Origin of the sequence: Actinomadura sp. NTSP31 (assembly GCF_041951385.1) — a bacterium.
Lineage (GTDB): Bacteria > Actinomycetota > Actinomycetes > Streptosporangiales > Streptosporangiaceae > Spirillospora > Spirillospora napierensis.
Genome location: NZ_JBGNUT010000003.1, coordinates 165316 through 184144 on the forward strand (window position 1 = coordinate 165316; position 18829 = coordinate 184144).

Consider the following 18829-nt stretch of genomic DNA (forward strand, 5'->3'; position numbering starts at 1 on the left):
ACACGACCATGCTGCTGGAGAACAAGAACGCGATCATCTACGGCGCCGGCGGCTCGATCGGCACCGCCGTGGCGACGGCCTTCGCCCGCCAGGGCGCCACGGTCTTCCTCGCCGGCCGCACCCGCGAACCCCTCGACGCCGTCGCCGCCGCCATCACCGCCGACGGCGGACGCGCGGACGTGACCGTCCTCGACGCCCTCGACGAGAAGGCCGTCGAGGCGCACGCCCGCCGCGTCGCCGAAGCCGGCGGCATCGACGTCTCCCTCAACCTGGTCACGCGCGGCGACGTGCAGGGCATGCCCCTCACCCAGATGTCCGTGGACGACTTCGTCAGCCCCGTCACGACCGGCGTCACCGCGAACTTCATCACCGCGCGGACCGCCGCCCGCCACATGTCCGAGCGCGGCTCCGGCGTCGTCCTCGCGCTGAACAGCGGCTCCGCGAAGGGCAGCCCGATGATGGGCGGCACCGGCCCCGCGGACGCGGCCATCGACGCCCTCGTCCGGAACCTGGCCCAGGAATGCGGCCCCGCCGGCGTCCGCGTCGTCGGCATCTGGACGGCGGGCCTCCCCGAGACCCTCTCCCCCGAGAAGCTCTCCCAGTTCGGCCCGCCCATGGACGACGCCGCCTTCCAGGCCCTCCTCACCCGCCTGGACGAGATGCGCCTGCTCCGCCGCTCCCCCACCCTCGCCCAGATCGCCGACACCGCCGCGTTCCTCGCCTCCGACGGCGCCGCCGCCATCACCGGCACCTTCGTCAACGCCACCAGCGGCATCTTCACCGACTGACACCCCCGCGAAAGGCGATGCCGGTCACCCAACGGAACCGGCATCGCCTCCCCCGGCGAACAAGGCGTAAGCGGGCGGACGAGCTCGCGGCATACGCCCAGTCCGGCGGGGAGCGGCAGTGGATGGTGGCGTGACGGGCGGCGCGAACCGCCCGACCGGTGCAGACCGTGACGGCACACCGGCCGATCCCTGGACGTCATATTGATCAAGCAGCCCATTCGAGACCGGGCGGACTGGTCGCGCGGGGCGCCGCTCTGTCTCGTGGTGGAAGCAACCGGTAGACGTACCGCCCATCGGGATCTTTGCTGATGGCGATCTGCTGGGGGCTGGTGTGTTTGAAGCGGTTGTGCCACCCGCAGGTCAGTGCGAGTTGGTCGATGTCGGTGGGGCTGTTTCCCAGGGCCCATCCGTTGACGTGGTCGACCTCGCACAACGTCCCGGGGATTTCACATTCCCGGACCGCGCATGTCGGGTAGAGGGTTTCGAGCACCTGCCGTTGGGCGGCGCTGGCGAACCGTTCTCGGTAGCCGAGGTAAAGGGGCGTGTGTCCTCGTCCGAGCAGGAGCGGTGAGACTCCGGCCGACAGGGCGATGCGGCGGGCTTGGGCGGCGGGGATCGGTGTCCCGTCGGTGAGGCGGGCCGGGGCGTTGCCGCCGGTCAGGGTGTCCAGGTCGCAGATGACGGTGACCTTGGTGGCCTTGTGTCCGCCGGACAGGACGCTGGACAGGGCGGCAGCGGTGCGTTCGCCGACGTCGCGGGTGTCCTCGGGCCCGGCCGGCTTGACCAGCGGAGCGAGCGTGCCGTCCCAGATGGCGGCGTCCTCGGCGTTCAGCCAGCCCTTGATGTACCGGCCGCCGTCCAGGGAACCGGTACTGGTGATCCACGACTTGACGTACCCGCGCTTGACGTCCTCGCCAGGTGCGGCCTCGGTGCCGTCGCGTTCGGCGATCACGTCGCGGATGCGGCGGCCGAACACCGCCACTTTCGCGGCTGAGAATCCCTGGTCGACGAAGCTCAGCAGGGTTGTCTCGGCTTCGGCGCAGTCGGTGTCCTCCAAGCGGGCCACACTCTGCGCGACCGTGGCCGCGTACCCATACGACAACTCCCCGGCGGCGAGGCGTTCGGCGACCTGGGGAAGGCGGTGCCGCTGGCGGGCCAGGATCAGGCGTTCGGTGGTGCGGTTCTCCCGCATCCCCAGCCGGGACCGCAACCACGCCCGGGTGGAGGGATATCCCCAGCGTTTCTGCTCGCCGGTGGCATCGACTCGGCGAATGAAACCGGCGAGCGCGCTTTCCTGAATATCGCAGGCAGCGGCAAGGCTCTCAGTGAGTTCCAGACACGCCGCCGCCGACTCCGGGGCTTCGCGCTGGGCGAGTTCAGCGGCGATCGCTGAGACCGCGTCCACCAATTGGATGGTGGACGCGGCCTCAAGGTCGACCGTCACTGATTGCATAGGTAAAGCATACCCTGTGTGGCCGACATTCGCGGCTTGAAAGGGGTCGTATTCTGTGGCTCCGGGGATAGGTATGGCTGGATATACCTGTGGCGCCTCGGACCCGCGCGGCCGGTTTGTTAATTGTTCGACTGACCCTTCTTGTTGAACACGCGGGCGTGGGCGGGCGGTGGGGGTGGCGCGACCGGGCGGGGCAGGCGGAGCCTGCCCGTTTGCGCTGCCTTAGGGGCCGCAGAGGCTCGAAAGTCAAGGGTGGACGAAGTCCATCGCGAAGCGACGCCGAAGGCGCCCTTGACTTTTGAGAGGCGGCCCCGTACGCAGCGCCGCCCCCACCGCCCCTTTATCCCATGCACCATGGGGCCGACCCGCCGTGCGCCAGGAAATCAGACGCCGATCCGCTCCGGAAGCAGAGCAAGAAGTTGCGCGGCATGCCCAGGCAATTCGTTCTCCGCGAGACCAGTGATCAGATCTCTCAGCGGTACGGACTGATCGACCAGAAGCGTGTTGTTGGAAACGAGCAAGGTAGGCACCGGCACGTCCAGCTCGCTTTCGCTCAGCATCGGTCCAGCGAGTGCACAGAGGGCTTCTCCTTGCAGGCGGATGCGATCGCGGAGCCCTGCGTTGCCGCCGGCGAGGGCGATGGCGCGGTCGATCGTCCAGGTGTCCTGGGCTATGCGGTTGTCATATGTCGGGTTCACCCCCGCAGCGACGGCGGCAATGGCGGCGATGGTGGTGGCATTGACGATCGTGACGTGCGCCAGGATCTGATCGGCGTTCCATTCGCCCGGCGGCGGGACGGCGTCGGGCGCGGTGTCGGCCACGGTGGCAGCGGCGTCCAGCAGCGCCTGGTGGGCGTCCCGAAGCGGCGTGGTGTCCATCTTTTTCCTTCTGCAGTCGTCAGGCGAGGACGCGAGGAAACCCGACGATCAGGTGTGCGCGGGAGACATCTCCCATGGCGCCTGCGGAAGGACCTCGCCGGTCTCCAGCAGCGACTTGAGGTTCGCCACCACGGCCGGCCAACCGCTCGAGATGCCGTTGAGCATCTCCTCGTTGGGAAGGTTCTCGTGGGTCACGGTGAGGCGGACGATGTCCTGGTGCGGCTCGACGAGGAACGTCACGACCGACGGTTCCCTCGTTCCTTCGGCGTCGGGAGCGTCCTCGAAGGTGACGACCAGGCGCTTCGGAGGGTCCGTCTCGAGGACCCGGCCGACGACGTCGACGACGCCTGATCCGTCCGCGCGCCGGTGTTCCCAAGGCGAGCCCGGCTGCCAGTCCGAGACGTTCGCGTGGCCCCAGTAGCGCGCCGTCAGGTCCGCGTCCGTCAGGGCCTGCCACACCTGCTCCGCGCTCGCATGGATGTAGGTGACGTAGACGTAGTTCGGCACAGAACTGGATGTGTCGGTCATGGCGTACTCCTCTGCCCGGTTCTTGATGGCACTGAGCGTTTGCAGACGGGGCTTGTCGAACTCCGAGATCCAGCGCTCCTCGATCTCGTGGATCGGCGCGGGGTTGAGGTAGTGCAGCCGCTCCCGCCCGCGCCGCACGACGGTCACGAGCTCGGCCCGCACGAGGACGTCCAGATGCTGGGTCGCCGACTGGCGCGCCATGTCGAGGCGGTCGCACAGCTCCCTCAGCGTCTGGCCGTTCTGCTCGCGCAGCCGGTCCAGCAGGAGCCGCCGGGTGGGATCGGCGAGTGCCTTGAAGGCCGCGTCCATCGCTTCGAAGCTCACACCGCCCATTATGCAGGTGAATACCTGCCTATTGTCAAACACGGCATCCACCAGGCACTTCAGGACGAGTTGAGGCCCGGCCGGAGCCTCGAGAACTCGGCGTCGGGCAGGTGGTCGAGCTCGATGAGGCGGCGGCTCATGACGTCCCCGAGGCCCGCGACGACCCCGATGAATGCGGCGGCGACCACGGCGGTCCGCAGGTCGCCCTCGTCGTCAGGGGACGGCCTCGCCGATCCGGTCCTTGCAGGTGCGGGAGGCGGACCAGAACCCGTGAGCGGCCTCCGGACGGGTGAGCATCGACCGCAGCAGGCCGGCGGCGCCGGGCATCGAGCTCCGTCCTTCCGGACCCGACACCGACCGAGGACCGCCGCGCCGCGTCATGACCACCTCCATCGCGGACCACGGCCATCACAGACCACGGCCATCCGCAGGCCACGCCCATCACGGGCCAGGGCCCGCGGCTCAGGCCAGGAGGGCGGTCACCGCGTCGACGACGAGCTGACGGCGCCTGGCCGGCGAGTCGTCCTCCATGAGCACCAGGAACTCGGGCATGCTCCCGCTCCACAGGCTGGACAGGTGGATGACGAGGCCGAGGAGTTCGGGAGCGGAGAACCGGTCGGGAAGGGCGCCCTCGGCCTGGGCGGCGGCGATGGCCTGGACCTTCGCGGTGTTACTGGCCACGACGGCGGGTAGAAGGTCGGAAGAACCGGCGCGTTCCAGGCGGTACCAGGTCGCGATGCGCTGCACCCAGGGGCGCTTCCGGTAGGAGTCGTAGAGGCGGCCTGCGTACTCGGGGAGGTTCGCGGCGTCGATGGGGACGTCGTCGAGCGTCTCCTGGACCATGGCGTCGAAGACGGCGTCGAACAGGCCGTCCTTGCTGCCGAAGTAGTGGTAGATCTGCGCCTTGTTGCTGCGGGCGGCGGCCGCTATCCGGTCGACGCGGGCTCCGGCGATGCCGTGCGCGGCGAATTCCTGCCGCGCCGCCTCCAGCAGCCGTCGCCGCGTGGCGTCCGCGTCCCGTGCCATGCACCGCACCCTATCAACTAACCGTTCAGTTGACATCTGCGCCGGAACGAGGTTTCCTTGAACTAATCAACCAGTTAGTTAGTAGGAGCGTCGATCATGTCCACTGCACCCACCCTGTCCTTCCTGATCACCGGAGCCTCCCGCGGTCTCGGGCGGGAGATCACCCGGGCCGCGCTGGAGGGCGGCCACCGCGTCGTCGCGGGAGTCCGCAACCCCTCCGCCCTGGACGACCTCGTCACCGAGCACGGCGACCGGCTCGCGGTCGTGCCGCTCGACGTGACCGACCGGCAGGCCGCCGAGGAAGCCGTGCGGACTGCGGTGTCGCGGTTCGGCCGGCTGGACGTGCTGGTCAACAACGCCGGTTACGCCAATGTCGCCGCGATCGAGGACGCCGACTTCGACGACTTCCGCGCCCAGGTCGACACCAACCTGTTCGGGGTGGTGCGGATGACGCAGGCGGCGCTGCCGGTGATGCGCGAGCAGCGCGCCGGACGGATCGTCCAGATCTCCTCGGTGGGCGGCCGGCTCGCCACCCCGGGGCTGGCGGCCTACCAGTCCGCGAAGTGGGCCGTCGGCGGGTTCTCCTCGGTGCTCGCCGCCGAGGTCGCGCCGCTGGGCATCAAGGTGACCGTGCTGGAGCCCGGGGGGATGCGCACCGACTGGGCGGGATCGTCCATGCGCATCGACCCGGTGCGTCCCGAATACGCCGAGACCGTCGGGGCGATGGCGGCCCGGCACGGCGACGGCAGCGTCACGTCGGCCAGCGATCCCGCCAAGGTCGCCCGGCTCGTCCTCGACGTCGTCGCGCTGGACGACCCGCCGCTGCGCCTGCTCGCCGGTGTGGACGCCTACACCTACGCGACCGCGGCGGGGCGCGCCCTGCTCGCCGAGGACGAGCGGTGGCGCGGGCTCAGCGAGTCGACGACCGCGGACGAGGCGACCGCCGCCCACCTCGACCCGCTCGGCCGCAGCTGATCCGCTCGCACCCAGCTGATCCGCTCGCACCCAGCTGATCCGCTCGGACGCGGCTGACCCACCGGCTGACCCACCGGCTGATCGCCCGGCTAATCCCCGAGCTGATCCCCCGGCTGACCGGCGGCTCAGCGGGCGCGGCGCTCCTCGTCCTCCAGGAGCGGGCCGAGCCGGAACGGGACCTGCTCGGTGAGGACGATCGAGGTCGTGCTGCGGCGGACGCCGGGGCAGGCCAGGATCGAGTCGATCACCTCGTGCAACTGCTTGCCGTTCGGGGCGACCGCGCGCACCAGCAGGTCGCCCTGGCCGGTGATGCCGAGGACCTCCAGCACGCGCGGGATCGCGGCGAGCGCCTGGGCGGCCTCCCGGAGCCGCCCCTGCGCGACCTCCAGGGTGACGAACGCGGTGAGCTCGAAGCCCAGCGCGCCGAGGTCGACCTCCCGGCCGCGGTGCCCGATGACGCCGTCGCGTTCCAGCCGCTCGACGCGGGCGTGCGCGGTGTTGCGGGCGATGCCGAGCTTGGCGGCGAGCTCGGTGATGCCGATGCGGGGCTGGTCGACCAGCCGGCGCAGGATCTGGATGTCGAGGAGTGCGACACGCGTCACAACGCTCACCTCCGGCAGGTAACCCGATTCTGACTTGAGCAATCCGCTCAATTATGGCTCCGCCATCTTGCACTCCGCTCAGTGCAGCGTGCTGAATGTGGCTGAACAGCCCGACCGCCGGGAGAGGGGCACGCATCATGACCGGTACCTCGACGTCCGCGCTCCGCGACCGCCTGGAGCTGGAGCGTGGCCGGATCGCGCTGGGCGGCGTCCAGGCGCTGGTCCGGCTGCTGCTCGACCAGCGGCGGGCGGACGCCCGGCGCGGCTGGGCGACCGCCGGGTTCGTGTCCGGGTACCGGGGGTCCCCGCTCGGCGGGCTCGACCAGCAGCTGATGCGCGAGGCGAAGCTCCTGGGCGACCATGACATCCGGTTCATCCCGGGCGTGAACGAGGAGCTGGCGGCCACGGCGGTGTACGGGTCGCAGCTGGTCGACCACCTGCCGGACCCGCGCTACCAGGGCGTCTTCGGCCTCTGGTACGGCAAGGCGCCCGGCGTGGACCGCTCACTGGACGCGTTCAAGCACGCGAACTGGCTCGGCACGTCCGAGCGCGGCGGGGTGCTCGCGGTGGTGGGCGACGACCCGTCCTGCAAGTCCTCGACGCTGCCGTCGGCGACGGAGGGCGCGCTCGCCGAGGCGTTCATGCCGGTGCTGGCGCCGGGGTCGATCACCGACGTGCTGCGGCTCGGCCGGCACGGGTTCGAGATGTCCCGGTTCAGCGGCGCGTGGACGGGGTTCAAGCTCGTCACGGACGTCGCCGACTCGCTGGAAGTCGTGGACGTCGCTCCCGTCCCGGTCCCGGTCGTCCCCGAGCTCGAGTGGCGCGGCCGCCCCTGGAAGCCGACCCGGCGCCCCGGCGTCGACCTGAAGGACACGACCTCGCTCGAAGCCGAGGTCCTGCACGGACGGCTGCGCGCCGCGACGGCGTACGCGTCGGCGAACGGCCTGGACGTCATCGAAGGCGCCACGGGCGAAGCGGCCGTCGGCCTCGTCGCGTCCGGACGCACCTACCTTGAGCTGCGCGAAGCCCTCGACCGGCTGGGCCTGGACGACGAGGCGCTCGCCCGGCGCGGCGTCCGGCTGCTCAGGCTCGCGCTGATCCACCCGCTCGACCCGGCGCGGCTCCGCGAGTTCGCGACCGGCCTGCGCGAGATCGTCGTCGTGGAGGAGAAGCGCGCGTTCGTCGAGACGCAGATCCGCGACCTGCTGTACGACGCGCCGGAGCGGCCCGCGGTGCTCGGCAAGAACGGTCCCGACGGCGCGCCGCTCGTCCCCGCCGACGGCGGCCTCACCGCCGACCGGATCGTCAAGGCGCTCGCCCGCCTGCTCGCGGACCGCGTCGGCGAGGAGCACGTCGACCTGCGCGACCCGGCCCTGCGCCCGCGCAAGCCGAGCATCAACCTCCTCGCGCCCGCCCGCACCCCGTACTTCTGCTCCGGCTGCCCGCACAACCGGTCGACGGTCGTCCCGGACGGGTCGATGGCGGCGAGCGGCATCGGCTGCCACGTCATGACCGTCTTCCAGGACCGCAGCATCGGCACCAGCCAGATGGGCGGCGAGGGCGCGATGTGGGTCGGCGCGGCGCCGTTCACCGGCACCGGGCACATGTTCCAGAACCTCGGCGACGGGACGTTCTTCCACTCCGGCAGCCTCGCGGTCCGGCAGGCCGTCGCCGCCGGCACGAACATCACCTTCAAGCTTCTCTACAACGCGGCCGTCGCGATGACCGGCGGGCAGGACGCCGACGGCGGCACCGACCCCGCGTCCATCACCCGCATGCTGCACGCCGAGGGCGTCGCGAAGATCGTCGTCGTGGCGGACGACCCGTCCCGCTACCCGCGCGGGACGGACTGGGCGCCCGGCGTCCGGATCCGGCACCGCGACGACCTCGACGCCGTCCAGCGGGAGCTGCGCGAGATCCCCGGCGTGACCGTCCTGCTCTACGACCAGGCGTGCGCGGCGGAGACCCGCCGCAAGCGCAAGCGCGGCCTCGTCCCCGACCCGCAGACCCGCGTGGTGATCAACGAGGCGGTCTGCGAGGGCTGCGGCGACTGCGGCACCAAGTCCAACTGCCTCAGCGTCGAGCCGGTCGAGACCGAGTTCGGCCGCAAGACGCAGATCAACCAGACGTCCTGCAACAAGGACTACTCCTGCGTGGACGGCGACTGCCCGTCGTTCGTCACCGTGATCCCCGGCGGGAAGAAGGCCGCCGCGCCGTCGCTGCCGGAGATCGGCGACCTGGCGGAGCCCGCGGCCCGGCCCGACGCGGCGGACGTCCTGCTCGTCGGCATCGGCGGCACCGGTGTCGTCACCGTCAACCAGGTCCTCGCGACCGCCGCGCTGCTGGACGGCCGGCACGCCCGCGCGCTCGACCAGACCGGGCTCAGCCAGAAGGCCGGCGCGGTCGTCTCGCACCTGCGGATCGGTGCCGCACCGGCCGAGCGCCCCGGCATGATCGGGGACGGCGGCGCCGACGCCTACCTGGCGTTCGACGCGCTCGCCGCCACGTCCGAGGCCAACCTGCGCCGCTGCGCGCCCGGCCGCACCGCCGCCGTCGTGTCCACCAGCGAGGTCCCGACCGGCCGGATGATCACCGACGTGACCGTCTCGCCGCCGCCGAGCGCGTCCCTGGTCAAGCAGATCGCCGCCCGCACCGACGGCGCCCGGCTCGTCGCGCTCGACGCCCTGGACCTGGCCGAACGCTGGTTCGGCGGCACCACCACGGCGAACTTCGTCGTCGTCGGCGCCGCCTACCAGGCCGGGCTGCTGCCACTGTCCGCGCGCGCGATCGAGGAGGCGCTCGCGCTCAACGGCGTCCAGGTCGAGGCGAACGTGCAGGCGTTCCGGGCGGGCCGCCGGCTCGTCCTGGAACCCGGCTGGGCCGAGCCGGCCGCGGCCATACCCGTCCAGCGGCCCCTCACCGCGGACGCGCCCGCCGCGATGAATCTCGTCGACGCCTCCGGGACGGACGACGAACTGGCCCGCGTGCTGCGGATCCGCGTCCCCGACCTCGCCGCCTACCAGGACCTCGCGCTCGCCAAGCGGTACCTGGACACGGTCCTGCGCGTCGCCGCCGCCGAACGGGACGCCGTCGCGTCCGGTCAGCGGCTCGCCGTCGCGGTCGCCCGCCACCTGCACAAGCTGATGGCCTACAAGGACGAGTACGAGGTCGCGCGCCTCCACCTCGACCCCGCGCTCACCCGGCAGGTCGAGGAGCAGTTCGGCGCGGGCGCCACCGTCCGGTACATGCTGCACCCGCCGCTGCTGCGCGCCATCGGCGTGGACCGCAAGATCGCGCTCGGCCGGACGGCCCGCCCCGCGTTCCACGCGCTGCGCGCGATGCGCCGCCTGCGCGGGACCCCGTTCGACCCGTTCGGCGCCACCGCCCAGCGCCGCGCCGAACGCCGCCTGGTCACCGAGTACCTCGCGGTCGTGGACGAACTGGTCACCGGTCTCGACAAGGACAACCACGCCCTCGCCGTCGAGATCGCCGAACTGCCCGACATGATCCGCGGCTACGAGGACGTCAAGACCGCCAACATCACCCGCTACCACGGCGAGCTGCGCGACCTCCTGGCCACCTGGCGCGCGGAGCAGCCACTCGCCGTGCGCGGCTAGAGACCGGCCGGCCGCGGCCCGCACCCCAACGACGTGGCGCGGGCCGCGGCCGGTTCCCTCCCCCGCCGCCGTCGAACCGCCGTGCGGGCGGGCGGCGTACTCCTCGACATGGAGCGGCCGGTGCCGCTCGACCAGGAGGACGCATGGCTGCCGAGTCGGCGGGGAGCGAGTGGCGCGCCACCCTGCCGCGGACGCGGCGCCGGTCCTCGTTCCTCTGGCTCGCCTTCGCCGGCGTCGTGGCGACGATCGCCGCCGCCGGCACGCTCGTCCTCGGGCTCGGCGACACGCTCACCGGCCCGGACCGCCCACCCGGCCGGCTCCTCCCCCTCCAGGCCGCCTCGCCCGCCGTCCAGACGACGACGCGTCCGACGCTCCGCACGGAGGAGACCCCCGACCCGGTGCCGTCCGTGCCGCTCCGCCAGGCGCTGCTCCGGCTGCGGTTCGCGGTGGGTCAGGGCGTCGCGGCCGGGGACGTCCGCGCGGACGTGGGCGCCGACCTCACCAACGTCATCCAGGGCATGCTCGCCCACCCGCACCCCGACGCCGACGTCACCGCCCTCCAGCACAAGATCTCCACCCGGACCCGCGAGGGCGCCATCACCGCCCGCCGCGCGACCGAACTGCGCCGCATCCTCGCCCGCACCGCCCCGCCCTGACGGTCGCCCACCGAGGACGCGGCGGCGGCTCAGCGCTCTTCGCGGTACAGCACGTGCGCGCGCTCGACCGGGTCGTACTTGCGCAGTACCAGCCGGTCGGGGTCGTTCCTGCGGTTCTTGCGGGTCACGTAGGTGTGTCCGCTCCCCGCGGTCGACCGCAGCTTCACCACCGGCCGGACATCGTTTCGTGCCATCGTGAACCTCCTCCGTAGAAAACGAGAGCGATAACCGTTTCCTCCCGGGGATTAATCCCGATGGTCACAGCTGGTCGCGGATCGCCAGCGCCAACTCGTCCCGCCGGGCCTCGCTGAGATCGTCCTCCGGCGGACGCCCAAGCAACGCGAACACCCGAGGCCCACGCAGACCGGCCGGCAGATCCCCCATGCGCGGGACGATGTGGAAGTGGACGTGCGCGAACCCCTCGGCCTCGGCGAACTGCGCGACGTAGGTCTTGCGGCATCCCGTGACGGCGTGCAGCGCCCTCGACAGCTTCACCTGCCAGGCCCCCAGTGCGGCGGCCTCCCCGTCGCTCAGCTCGGCAATGGCCGTGACGTGCCGGCGCGGCGCGAGCACGAGCCATCCGGGTGTGCCGGTGCCGAACGCGTGCGACACCCGCCAGTGCTCATCGAACGCGACGACCTCGCGGGGCGGCAGCGATTCCATGCGGGAGTTGAGGTCGCAGACCAAGCATCCGGCGTGCTGCACCATGCCACCGATACTAGGGACGTCGGCCGGCAGGCGCGGGCCGTGGTGGGCCGGGATGGGGTCATAAACTCGGCGTGTGGACGGGGGGCCGTTGGACGAGCTGAGCCAGGAGGACTTCGCGTCCCTGTTGGCCTTCCGGACCGGACTGCGCCGCTACCTGCGGTGGAGCGAGACGCGCGTGCGGGAGGCGGGGCTGACGCCCGCGCAGCACCAGCTGCTGCTGGCGGTCAAGGGACACGGCCCGCGGCAGGCGCCGACGGTGGGCGAGCTGGCCGGATACCTGCTGCTGCGGCACCACAGCACGGTGGAGCTGATCGACCGGGCGGAGCGGGCGGGCCTGGTGCGGCGCGGACGCGACCCCGAGGACAACCGGGTGATCCGGGTGTCGCTGACGGCCGAGGCCGACCGCGTGCTGGCGGACCTGACGCGGCTGCACCTGGCGGAGCTGCGCAGTCTCGCGCCGATCCTGGACCGGCTGAGCGCCGAGCTGAAGCACCTGGAGGGCCCACAGGCCGGGTAGCGGCCCGGCTACCGCGAGACCAGAGCGGCGACACGGAAGCGCGGCCGGGACAGCACGATGGGCGTCCCGTCCGGACCGGAACGCCCATCATGTGGTGGGGCGGGGGACGAACCGGGCCGCTGGCGGTCCGGGTCAAGGTTTCGTCCGTACCCTCGTCTCGCCGATGTCAAGGGGTCGGCGAGATGGCTGTGTCAAGCAGATGGCTGTGTCAAGCAGGGGGTTAGGTTCCGGCGACCACTTCCTTCTCGGTGTCGGGGACGGGGACGACGGAGCGGTGGCGGCGCGGGGTCATGCCGAGGGCGGCGATCGCGGCGATGACCATGAACGCGCCGACCACCAGCCAGGCGTGCACGTAGGCGCGGTGGGCGCCGGCGTAGCCGTGCGGAGTGCCGAGGACGGCGACGGTGAGGCTGACGCCGAGGACGGTGCCGATCTGCCGGCTCATGTTCACGACGGCGCTGCCCGTCGCGAACCGGTGGTCGGGCAGGTCCGCGGCGGCGGCGGACAGGATGGTGGGGAGGGCCAGGCCGACGCCGGTGCCGCCGACGAGCCAGCCGGGGAGCAGTTCGGAGGCGTAGGCGGGTTCCGAGCCGAGGCTGTTGGCGATCATGACGACGCCGAACGCGCAGAGCATGCAGCCGACGGCGGTGATCAGGCCGACCGGGACGCGGCGGGCGGCCATCTTCCCGGCGATCAGCGCCATGACCGGGACCATCAGCGGCCCGGGGGCGACGCCGAGGCCGGTGCGCACCGGGGAGTAGTGCCAGACCTGCTGCATCCACAGCACGCCGAGCAGCAGGTACGCGGCGAACGCGACGGTGAACAGCAGGATCGCGGCGTTCGACCAGGCGAAGGTGCGGACGCCCAGCAGCGCCGGCTCGATCACGGGCGCGGGGTGCCGCCGGGAGCGGGCCCAGAAGAAGCAGAGGGCGATCAGCGCCGTGCCCACCACGATGGCGGTGCGCTGCCCCGGCCAGTCGTTGATCTTCACCAGGCCGAGTGCGAGCAGCGCGATCGCGCCGGTCAGCACGGCGGCGCCGGGCAGGTCGGGGACGCGGGCCGCCGCGCCGTCCCGGCTGTCGGGCACGAACCGCAGCGCCAGGACGATCGCGAGCAGGCCGATCGGCACGTTCACCTCGAACACCCAGCGCCAGGACGAGTCGACCAGCACCCCGCCGACGGCGGGCCCGGCGGCGGCGGCGAGCGCGGACGCGGCGGACCAGATCCGCACCGCGCCGGCGCGGCGTCCGGGCGGGAAGGCCGCCAGCAGCAGGCCGAGGCTGGTCGGGATGAGCGCTGCCGCGCCGGCGGCCTGGACGACGCGGAAGCCGACCAGCCACCACAGCGACGGGGCGGCGGCGCAGGCCTGGGAGGCGAGGGTGAAGACGGTGAGGCCGAGGACGAGCCCGGCCTTGCGGCCGTAGCGGTCGGCGAGCCTGCCGAGCGGGACGAGCAGCGCCGCGAACACGATCGCGTAGCCGTTCAGCACCCAGGACAGGTCGGCCAGGGACGTCCCGGCGAAGTCCCGGCCGATGTCGTCGAAGGCGACGTTGACGATGAACAGGTCGAGGCCCGCCATGAAGGAGGCGACGGAGAGCACCGCGAGCAGCAGCCCCGGGCGCACCTGACTTTGTTTCACCATAGTCAGGGACGCTAACCCCGTCGCCTGACTTTGGTCAAGCGAAGTCAGCAGGTTTATAGTGGGCGGCGTGACGATCACGCTTGAGGGGCATTTCGCCGACCGCGACACCTGGTCGATGCAGAACTGCCCGGTCGCGCGGACGCTCGCCGCGCTCGGCCCGCCGTCGGCGGTGCTGGTGCTCAGCGAGGCGTACTTCGGGACGAACCGGTTCGGCGACTTCGTGCGGAACCTCGAGATGACCGAGTCGGCCGTCACCGCGCGCCTGCGCCATCTGGTGAACGCCGGGCTGCTCGTCCGCGAGCCCTATCAGGAGCCCGGCCAGCGCACCCGCTACGAGTACCACCTGACCAAGATGGGCCTCGACCTCGCGCCCACCCTCGTCAGCCTCATGGAGTGGGGCGAGACGTACCTGCCGGGCGACGAGGGCCGGCAGGTCGCGCTCCGGCACGCCGGCTGCGACGAGGCCGTGACCGCGCAGGTCCGCTGCTCCGCCGGCCACGACGTCGCCGTCGACGAGATCGTGATGGGTTCGCCGTCGGACCCGCCCGGCGGCGAACCCGCCTACCGCACCCCGCCCGGCTGAGGCGGGCCGGGCGGAGGCGTCAGTTCTCCGCCCGGGCGGGTGCGGGCCAGGGCCGCGGGCCCGGCTCGGACGGGGCGCGGGCGGGCCCCGCGCCGGCGATCCGCAGCGCGTGCTCCACCAGCGTGACCAGCACCTGCTTCGCCGACCCGGTGCGCCGCGCGTCGCACAGCAGCACGGGCACGTGCGGGTCGATGTCCAGGGCCGAGCGGATCTCCGGCGGCTCGTAGCGGTCGGCCTCGTCGAAGCAGTTCACCGCGACGACGAACGGCGTGCCCTTCTGCTCGAAGTAGTCGATGGAGGCGAAGCTCGCCATCAGCCGCCGCGTGTCGGCCAGGACGACCGCGCCGAGCGCGCCGCGCGACAGCTCGTTCCACATGAACCAGAACCGCTCCTGCCCGGGCGTGCCGAACAGGTAGATCGCGACGCCGTCGCGCAGCGTGATGCGGCCGAAGTCCATCGCCACGGTCGTGGTGGTCTTGGCCGCGACGCCGTCCAGGTCGTCGACGGCGGCGCCCGCGTCGGTCAGCGCCTCCTCGGTGCGCAGCGGGCGGATCTCGCTGACGGCGCCGACCAGGGTCGTCTTGCCGACCCCGAACCCGCCGGCGACCAGGATCTTCAACGCGACCCGGGGCCCGTCGTCGCGTTCGTCGTGCTCGCCGTCGTCGAGCGGGCCGGGCGGGGGCGGGGGATCAGAGCGCGCGGAGTTCATCGAGCACCCTCCTGAGCAGGTTCGGGTCGTTGTGCGGCTGGACGGACGGGGTGGCGGGGGCCCAGCGCTGCACGCTCACCAGGCCCGAGTCGACCAGGTCGCCGGCCAGCACCCGGATCACGCCGAACGGCAGGTCCAGGTCGGATGCCAGGTCGGCCAGGGCGTGCGGGCGGCGGCACAGCGCGAGCAGCCGCCGCTGGTGCCGCGACAGCCGGCCGGGCTCGGCGGGCGGGCGGCCGGTCGCGACGAGGATCGCCACGATGTCGAGCGGCTCGCCGCGCGGCCGGGTCCGGCCGCCGGTCACCGCGTAGGGGCGGACGATGGGACCGGCTGCGGCGTCGATCCACCGCTCCTGCCCGGGCACGCCGGAACCGCCCGCCACCCCCTGAGGACCGGACGCGCCAGGAGTGCCGGGGGCGCCCGGCGCGCCGGAGGCGACCGGGAGGATCGGATAACCGAAGCCGTCGGAGACCCCGGGGTCGCCGGGGAAGCCCGGACCGGCGGCGGGAGCACCGGGCCCGCGGGGGCCCGGGGGTCCGCCGGTCCCGGGGGTGCCGGGACCGGCGGGTCCCCGGGGGGCGCCGGGTGCGCTGGGGGTCATGGCGGCTCACCCGGATCCGGGCCCCGGGCCCGGCTGTCTCAGGCCGGTGGACAGCTGCTTGCCGACCCGTTTGACCAGCATCGTCATCTCGTAGGCGACCAGTCCCGCGTTCGCCCCGACCTCGCTGAGCAGCGCCAGGCAGCTGTTGGCGCCGGCCGGGACGATGAAGAACAGCCCCTTGTCCATCTCGACCATCGTCTGCCGGACCTCGCCGGAGTCCAGCTGCGGCCGGGCGCCGATCGCCAGGCTGTGGAACCCGGCGGCGAGCGCCGCGAGGTACTCCGAGTCCTCCCGGCCGACGCCCCGGGACATGCCCATGACCAGGCCGTCGCGCGACAGCACGACGACCTTGCGGACCTGCGGGACCCGGTCGACGAGATCGTCGAGCAGCCAGTTCAGCTCGTTGGTGACTCCCTGCCGGCTCATGCCTGCTCCCTGCTGTCGGGTCCCTCGTCCTCGTCCCGGCCGCGCAGCCACCCCGACTGGAGGGCGGCGAACAGGTCGCGGGACGCCTCCGCCGACCGCTCCTCCCAGGCGACGAGCGCGTCGTCGGGGTAGGGCGTCGCCGTTCGCGGCGTCGCCTGCGGGTCGGTGTCGCGCAGTTGCGGCGCCAGGTTGCCGCCGCGGACGCGGCGCGGCAGCGGAGCCCGCCCGCCGCCCGCGGGCACCTCGCCGAACGAGGCGGGCGCCTCGAACGCCTGCGTCCCGACGGGGTGCGATCCGTAGCCCGGTGCGGGCGAGCCCGGTGTCTCCAGGCGCCAGGCCTCGTGGAACGGCTGCGTCGCGTCCAGTGCCGGCGGCGTGCCGTAGACCGGCGGCGTGTCGTACGGCGGCGGCGTGTCGTACGGCGGCGTGTCGTACGGCGGCGTGTCGTATCCGGGGGTGTCCTCGTAGGGCGACCGGGGCACGAAATCGGGCGCGTCGTTGAACGCCACCGGGCTCTCGTACGGTCCGGAGACGTCCGGTGCCCGCGGCTCCGGCGGCGCCTCGACGTCGTACGGGGTCGGCGCGTTCAGCATCGCGGTGCCGTTCGCCGGGGCGTTCCCGGACCATGGGCTCGCCGTCCCGTTCCGCATGCCGTTCACCGCGCCGTTCGCGGGCATCGCGCCGTTGCCGAAGGCGGGCGCCGCCGCGGCGGGCGCGTCGTCCTCGTCGTCGGGCTGGTCGGCGTCGACGATCAGCTCGCGCGGGATCAGCACCACCGCGCTGACCCCTCCGTACAGGGAGGGCTGCAACGCGACCCTGATCCCGTGCCGGTGGGCGAGCCGCCCGACGACGAACAGCCCGAGCCGGTCGGTGACGGCGAGGTCGAACTCCGGCGGCTGCGACAGCCGCAGGTTCAGCGCGTCCAGTTCGGACTGGTCGAGGCCGATGCCGCGGTCGATGATGTCGACCGCGAACCCGTTGGCGCCCATCTCGCCGCGCACCATCACCTCCGTCGGCGCGGGCGAGAACACGGTGGCGTTCTCGATCAGCTCGGCGAGCAGGTGCACGATGTCGGCGACGGCCTCGCCGATCACCGCGGCCTGCCCGGACAGCACCACGACCTCGACGCGGGTGTAGTCCTCCACCTCCGAGATCGCCGAGCGCAGCACGTCCTCGACGTGCACGGGCCTGCTCCAGCCCCGGCCCGGCGACGTCCCGGACAAAATGACCAGGCCCTCGGCGTGCCGGCGCATGCGGGTGGTGAGGTGGTCGAGCCGGAACAGGTCCTCCAGCGCCTTCGGGTCGGAGGCGCCGCGCTCCATCTCGTCCAGCATCCGCAGCTGCCGGTGCAGCAGCGACTGGCTGCGCCAGGCGACGTTGAGGAACACCCGGCTGATGCCCTGCCGCAGGTAGGACTCGCGGACGGCGGTCTCGATCGCGGTGTGCTGGACGCGGGTGAAGGCGTCGCCGACCCGGGACACCTCCCGGCTCTTGCCGATGACCAGCGGCGGCGCCTCCGCCTCCACGTCCACCTCCTCGCCGCGCCGCAGCCGCGCCACGACGCGGGGCAGCCGGTTCGTGGCGAGGTCGAGGGCGGCGCGCTGCAGCCCGCGCAGCTCGCGGGAGAGGCTGCGCGCGGCCAGCAGCGACAGGACGATCGACGCGATCACGGCGAGCAGCCCGAACCCGCCCGCGACGACCAGCCGCGTGATGATCCGGTTGCCGATCGGCTTGGCCATGTCGTCCAGCGCCAGGCTCGCCTGGGTGACCCGCTGGTCCCACGCCTGCCCGAGCAGCTGGGTGGTGGCCGTCCAGTCGCCCGCCTCGGCGGGCAGCCGGTCGCCGCGCGCGTTCACGATCGCCGACTCGGCCGCGCGGTACCGCTGGAAACCGGCGGACTGGGCGAGCTGCTGCAGCGGCGCGCGGATGGTCGCGTTGAGGTCGGTGAGCCCGGCGTCGAAGGCCTGCCGCCCCTGCGCCGCGAACTGGACGAACGCGACGTGCTCGGCGGGGGTGAACCGGCCGCCCCGCGCCATCGCGGAGATGACCAGCGAGTCCTCCTTGAGCAGCGCGGCGCGCGCGTTGCCGAGGCTGATCAGCGCGCGGCCCTGGGTGAAGATGTTGACGTCGTCGACCGAGACGAACCCGTTGAACACGGAGACGAGGTCGTCGAGGACGGTGCTGTAGGAGTTGATGAGGTCGAGCGGCTCGGTGCGGCCGGAGTCGGCCTTGGCGCGCAGTTGCGGCAGTTTCGCCAGTTCCCGGACGGCGGTGGTGAGCCGCTGCTTCGTCTCGGGTTTCGCGGCGTCCTGCGCGTCCTTGGACAGCGCCGACCTCTTGAAGGCGGCCTCGAGGCCGTCGACCCGGGCGCGCTGCTGCCCGAGCTTCTGCCTGTACTGCGGCTGCCCGGTGACCAGCGCGGCGACGCTCAGGGAACGTTCCGCCTGGAGCTGGCTCACCAGGGTGATGCCCGGCAGCCCGATCTTCTCGTAGGTGGTGGAGAAGTCGTACTTGTCGAAGGCGTCGCCCAGCGTGATGTTCGCGGCGAACGCCCACAGGGCTATCAGGGAGACCAGCGGGACGAGCAGCAGCGCGGTGATGCGCATGCGGATCGGCCGCCGTCTCCTTCTGCCGGCGCCTCCCGTGCCGGCGTGTGCGGCGGCGAAGCCGTCGCCGTCTTCCTCCCGGGCCGGGGCCGCGTGCGGGGCCGTCGGCCGGCCTTCGGTGTCCATCCGATCACCCACTCGTCGGGGTCGGGCCTGGTCTCGGCCCGCCGCAGGGTTCGTTCAACTCGGG

Annotated in this window: 19 protein-coding genes; 6 read left to right on the forward strand and 13 right to left on the reverse strand. The window is 72.4% G+C overall.

What is annotated here, in order from left to right; translation table 11 throughout:
* Positions 1-8 precede the first annotated feature (8 nt).
* A complete protein-coding gene (locus tag ACA514_RS05900; protein WP_375039976.1) occupies positions 9-788 on the forward strand; it encodes an SDR family NAD(P)-dependent oxidoreductase in 780 nt (259 codons plus the stop codon).
* Between the two features lie 205 nt (positions 789-993).
* On the opposite strand, the gene ACA514_RS05905 is transcribed toward ACA514_RS05900, so the two are convergent.
* The 5 genes from ACA514_RS05905 to ACA514_RS05925 form a co-directional block, all read right to left on the reverse strand.
* On the reverse strand, positions 994-2241 hold the full coding sequence (locus tag ACA514_RS05905) for a DUF222 domain-containing protein (RefSeq protein WP_375039977.1): 1248 nt from the start codon (positions 2239-2241) through the stop codon (positions 994-996).
* Positions 2242-2624: 383 nt separating this feature from the next.
* Positions 2625-3119: a hypothetical protein gene (locus ACA514_RS05910; RefSeq protein WP_375039978.1), complete on the reverse strand. Its 495-nt coding sequence runs from the start codon at positions 3117-3119 to the stop codon at positions 2625-2627.
* Positions 3120-3167: 48 nt separating this feature from the next.
* A complete protein-coding gene (locus ACA514_RS05915; protein WP_375039979.1) occupies positions 3168-3971 on the reverse strand; it encodes an ArsR/SmtB family transcription factor in 804 nt (267 codons plus the stop codon).
* Between the two features lie 59 nt (positions 3972-4030).
* Positions 4031-4159 (reverse strand): hypothetical protein, encoded by a 129-nt coding sequence (locus ACA514_RS05920; protein ID WP_375039980.1) that lies wholly within the window; start codon positions 4157-4159, stop codon positions 4031-4033.
* A 274-nt stretch (positions 4160-4433) separates the two neighbouring features.
* Positions 4434-4997, reverse strand: a complete 564-nt coding sequence (locus ACA514_RS05925; RefSeq protein ID WP_375039981.1) for a TetR/AcrR family transcriptional regulator — start codon at positions 4995-4997, stop codon at positions 4434-4436.
* A gap of 96 nt (positions 4998-5093) precedes the next feature.
* Here ACA514_RS05925 and ACA514_RS05930 point away from each other — a divergent pair, with 96 nt between their 5' ends.
* Positions 5094-5972: an SDR family NAD(P)-dependent oxidoreductase gene (locus tag ACA514_RS05930; protein ID WP_375039982.1), complete on the forward strand. Its 879-nt coding sequence runs from the start codon at positions 5094-5096 to the stop codon at positions 5970-5972.
* A gap of 125 nt (positions 5973-6097) precedes the next feature.
* Here the strand turns inward: ACA514_RS05930 and ACA514_RS05935 are convergent, their stop codons facing one another.
* Positions 6098-6574: an Lrp/AsnC family transcriptional regulator gene (locus ACA514_RS05935; protein ID WP_344267948.1), complete on the reverse strand. Its 477-nt coding sequence runs from the start codon at positions 6572-6574 to the stop codon at positions 6098-6100.
* 137 nt (positions 6575-6711) lie between these two features.
* On the opposite strand from ACA514_RS05935, the gene ACA514_RS05940 reads away from it, so the two are divergent.
* Both ACA514_RS05940 and ACA514_RS05945 read left to right on the forward strand, forming a co-directional pair.
* Positions 6712-10191, forward strand: a complete 3480-nt coding sequence (locus tag ACA514_RS05940; RefSeq protein ID WP_375039983.1) for an indolepyruvate ferredoxin oxidoreductase family protein — start codon at positions 6712-6714, stop codon at positions 10189-10191.
* A 143-nt stretch (positions 10192-10334) separates the two neighbouring features.
* A complete protein-coding gene (locus ACA514_RS05945) occupies positions 10335-10847 on the forward strand; it encodes a hypothetical protein (protein WP_375039984.1) in 513 nt (170 codons plus the stop codon).
* 29 nt (positions 10848-10876) lie between these two features.
* Here the strand turns inward: ACA514_RS05945 and rpmG are convergent, their stop codons facing one another.
* Positions 10877-11041 (reverse strand): 50S ribosomal protein L33, encoded by a 165-nt coding sequence (gene rpmG / locus ACA514_RS05950; RefSeq protein WP_190854668.1) that lies wholly within the window; start codon positions 11039-11041, stop codon positions 10877-10879.
* Between the two features lie 64 nt (positions 11042-11105).
* On the reverse strand, positions 11106-11555 hold the full coding sequence (locus ACA514_RS05955) for an HIT family protein (protein ID WP_375039985.1): 450 nt from the start codon (positions 11553-11555) through the stop codon (positions 11106-11108).
* Positions 11556-11628: 73 nt separating this feature from the next.
* Here ACA514_RS05955 and ACA514_RS05960 point away from each other — a divergent pair, with 73 nt between their 5' ends.
* Complete coding sequence (locus ACA514_RS05960) at positions 11629-12072, forward strand: MarR family winged helix-turn-helix transcriptional regulator (protein WP_375039986.1); 444 nt, start codon at positions 11629-11631, stop codon at positions 12070-12072.
* A gap of 220 nt (positions 12073-12292) precedes the next feature.
* Here ACA514_RS05960 and ACA514_RS05965 read toward each other — a convergent pair whose 3' ends face one another.
* Positions 12293-13714, reverse strand: a complete 1422-nt coding sequence (locus ACA514_RS05965) for an MFS transporter (RefSeq protein ID WP_375039987.1) — start codon at positions 13712-13714, stop codon at positions 12293-12295.
* Positions 13715-13781: 67 nt separating this feature from the next.
* Between ACA514_RS05965 and ACA514_RS05970 the strand changes: the two genes are divergently transcribed.
* Positions 13782-14297 carry a winged helix-turn-helix transcriptional regulator gene (locus ACA514_RS05970; protein ID WP_375039988.1) on the forward strand — a complete coding sequence of 172 codons (516 nt, stop codon included), beginning with the start codon at positions 13782-13784 and terminating at the stop codon, positions 14295-14297.
* 19 nt (positions 14298-14316) lie between these two features.
* On the opposite strand, the gene ACA514_RS05975 is transcribed toward ACA514_RS05970, so the two are convergent.
* From ACA514_RS05975 to ACA514_RS05990, 4 genes are all read right to left on the reverse strand, one after another.
* Positions 14317-15006 carry an ATP/GTP-binding protein gene (locus tag ACA514_RS05975; RefSeq protein ID WP_375039989.1) on the reverse strand — a complete coding sequence of 230 codons (690 nt, stop codon included), beginning with the start codon at positions 15004-15006 and terminating at the stop codon, positions 14317-14319.
* The gene (locus ACA514_RS05980; RefSeq protein ID WP_375039990.1) at positions 14987-15370 is read right to left on the reverse strand and encodes a DUF742 domain-containing protein; all 384 of its coding nucleotides are present in this window, start codon (positions 15368-15370) and stop codon (positions 14987-14989) included. The genes ACA514_RS05975 and ACA514_RS05980 overlap by 20 nt, the downstream gene beginning before the upstream one ends.
* Before the next feature lie 243 nt (positions 15371-15613).
* A complete protein-coding gene (locus ACA514_RS05985) occupies positions 15614-16033 on the reverse strand; it encodes a roadblock/LC7 domain-containing protein (protein WP_375039991.1) in 420 nt (139 codons plus the stop codon).
* The gene (locus ACA514_RS05990) at positions 16030-18765 is read right to left on the reverse strand and encodes a nitrate- and nitrite sensing domain-containing protein (RefSeq protein WP_375039992.1); all 2736 of its coding nucleotides are present in this window, start codon (positions 18763-18765) and stop codon (positions 16030-16032) included. The genes ACA514_RS05985 and ACA514_RS05990 overlap by 4 nt, the downstream gene beginning before the upstream one ends.
* Between the last annotated feature and the right edge of the window lie 64 nt (positions 18766-18829).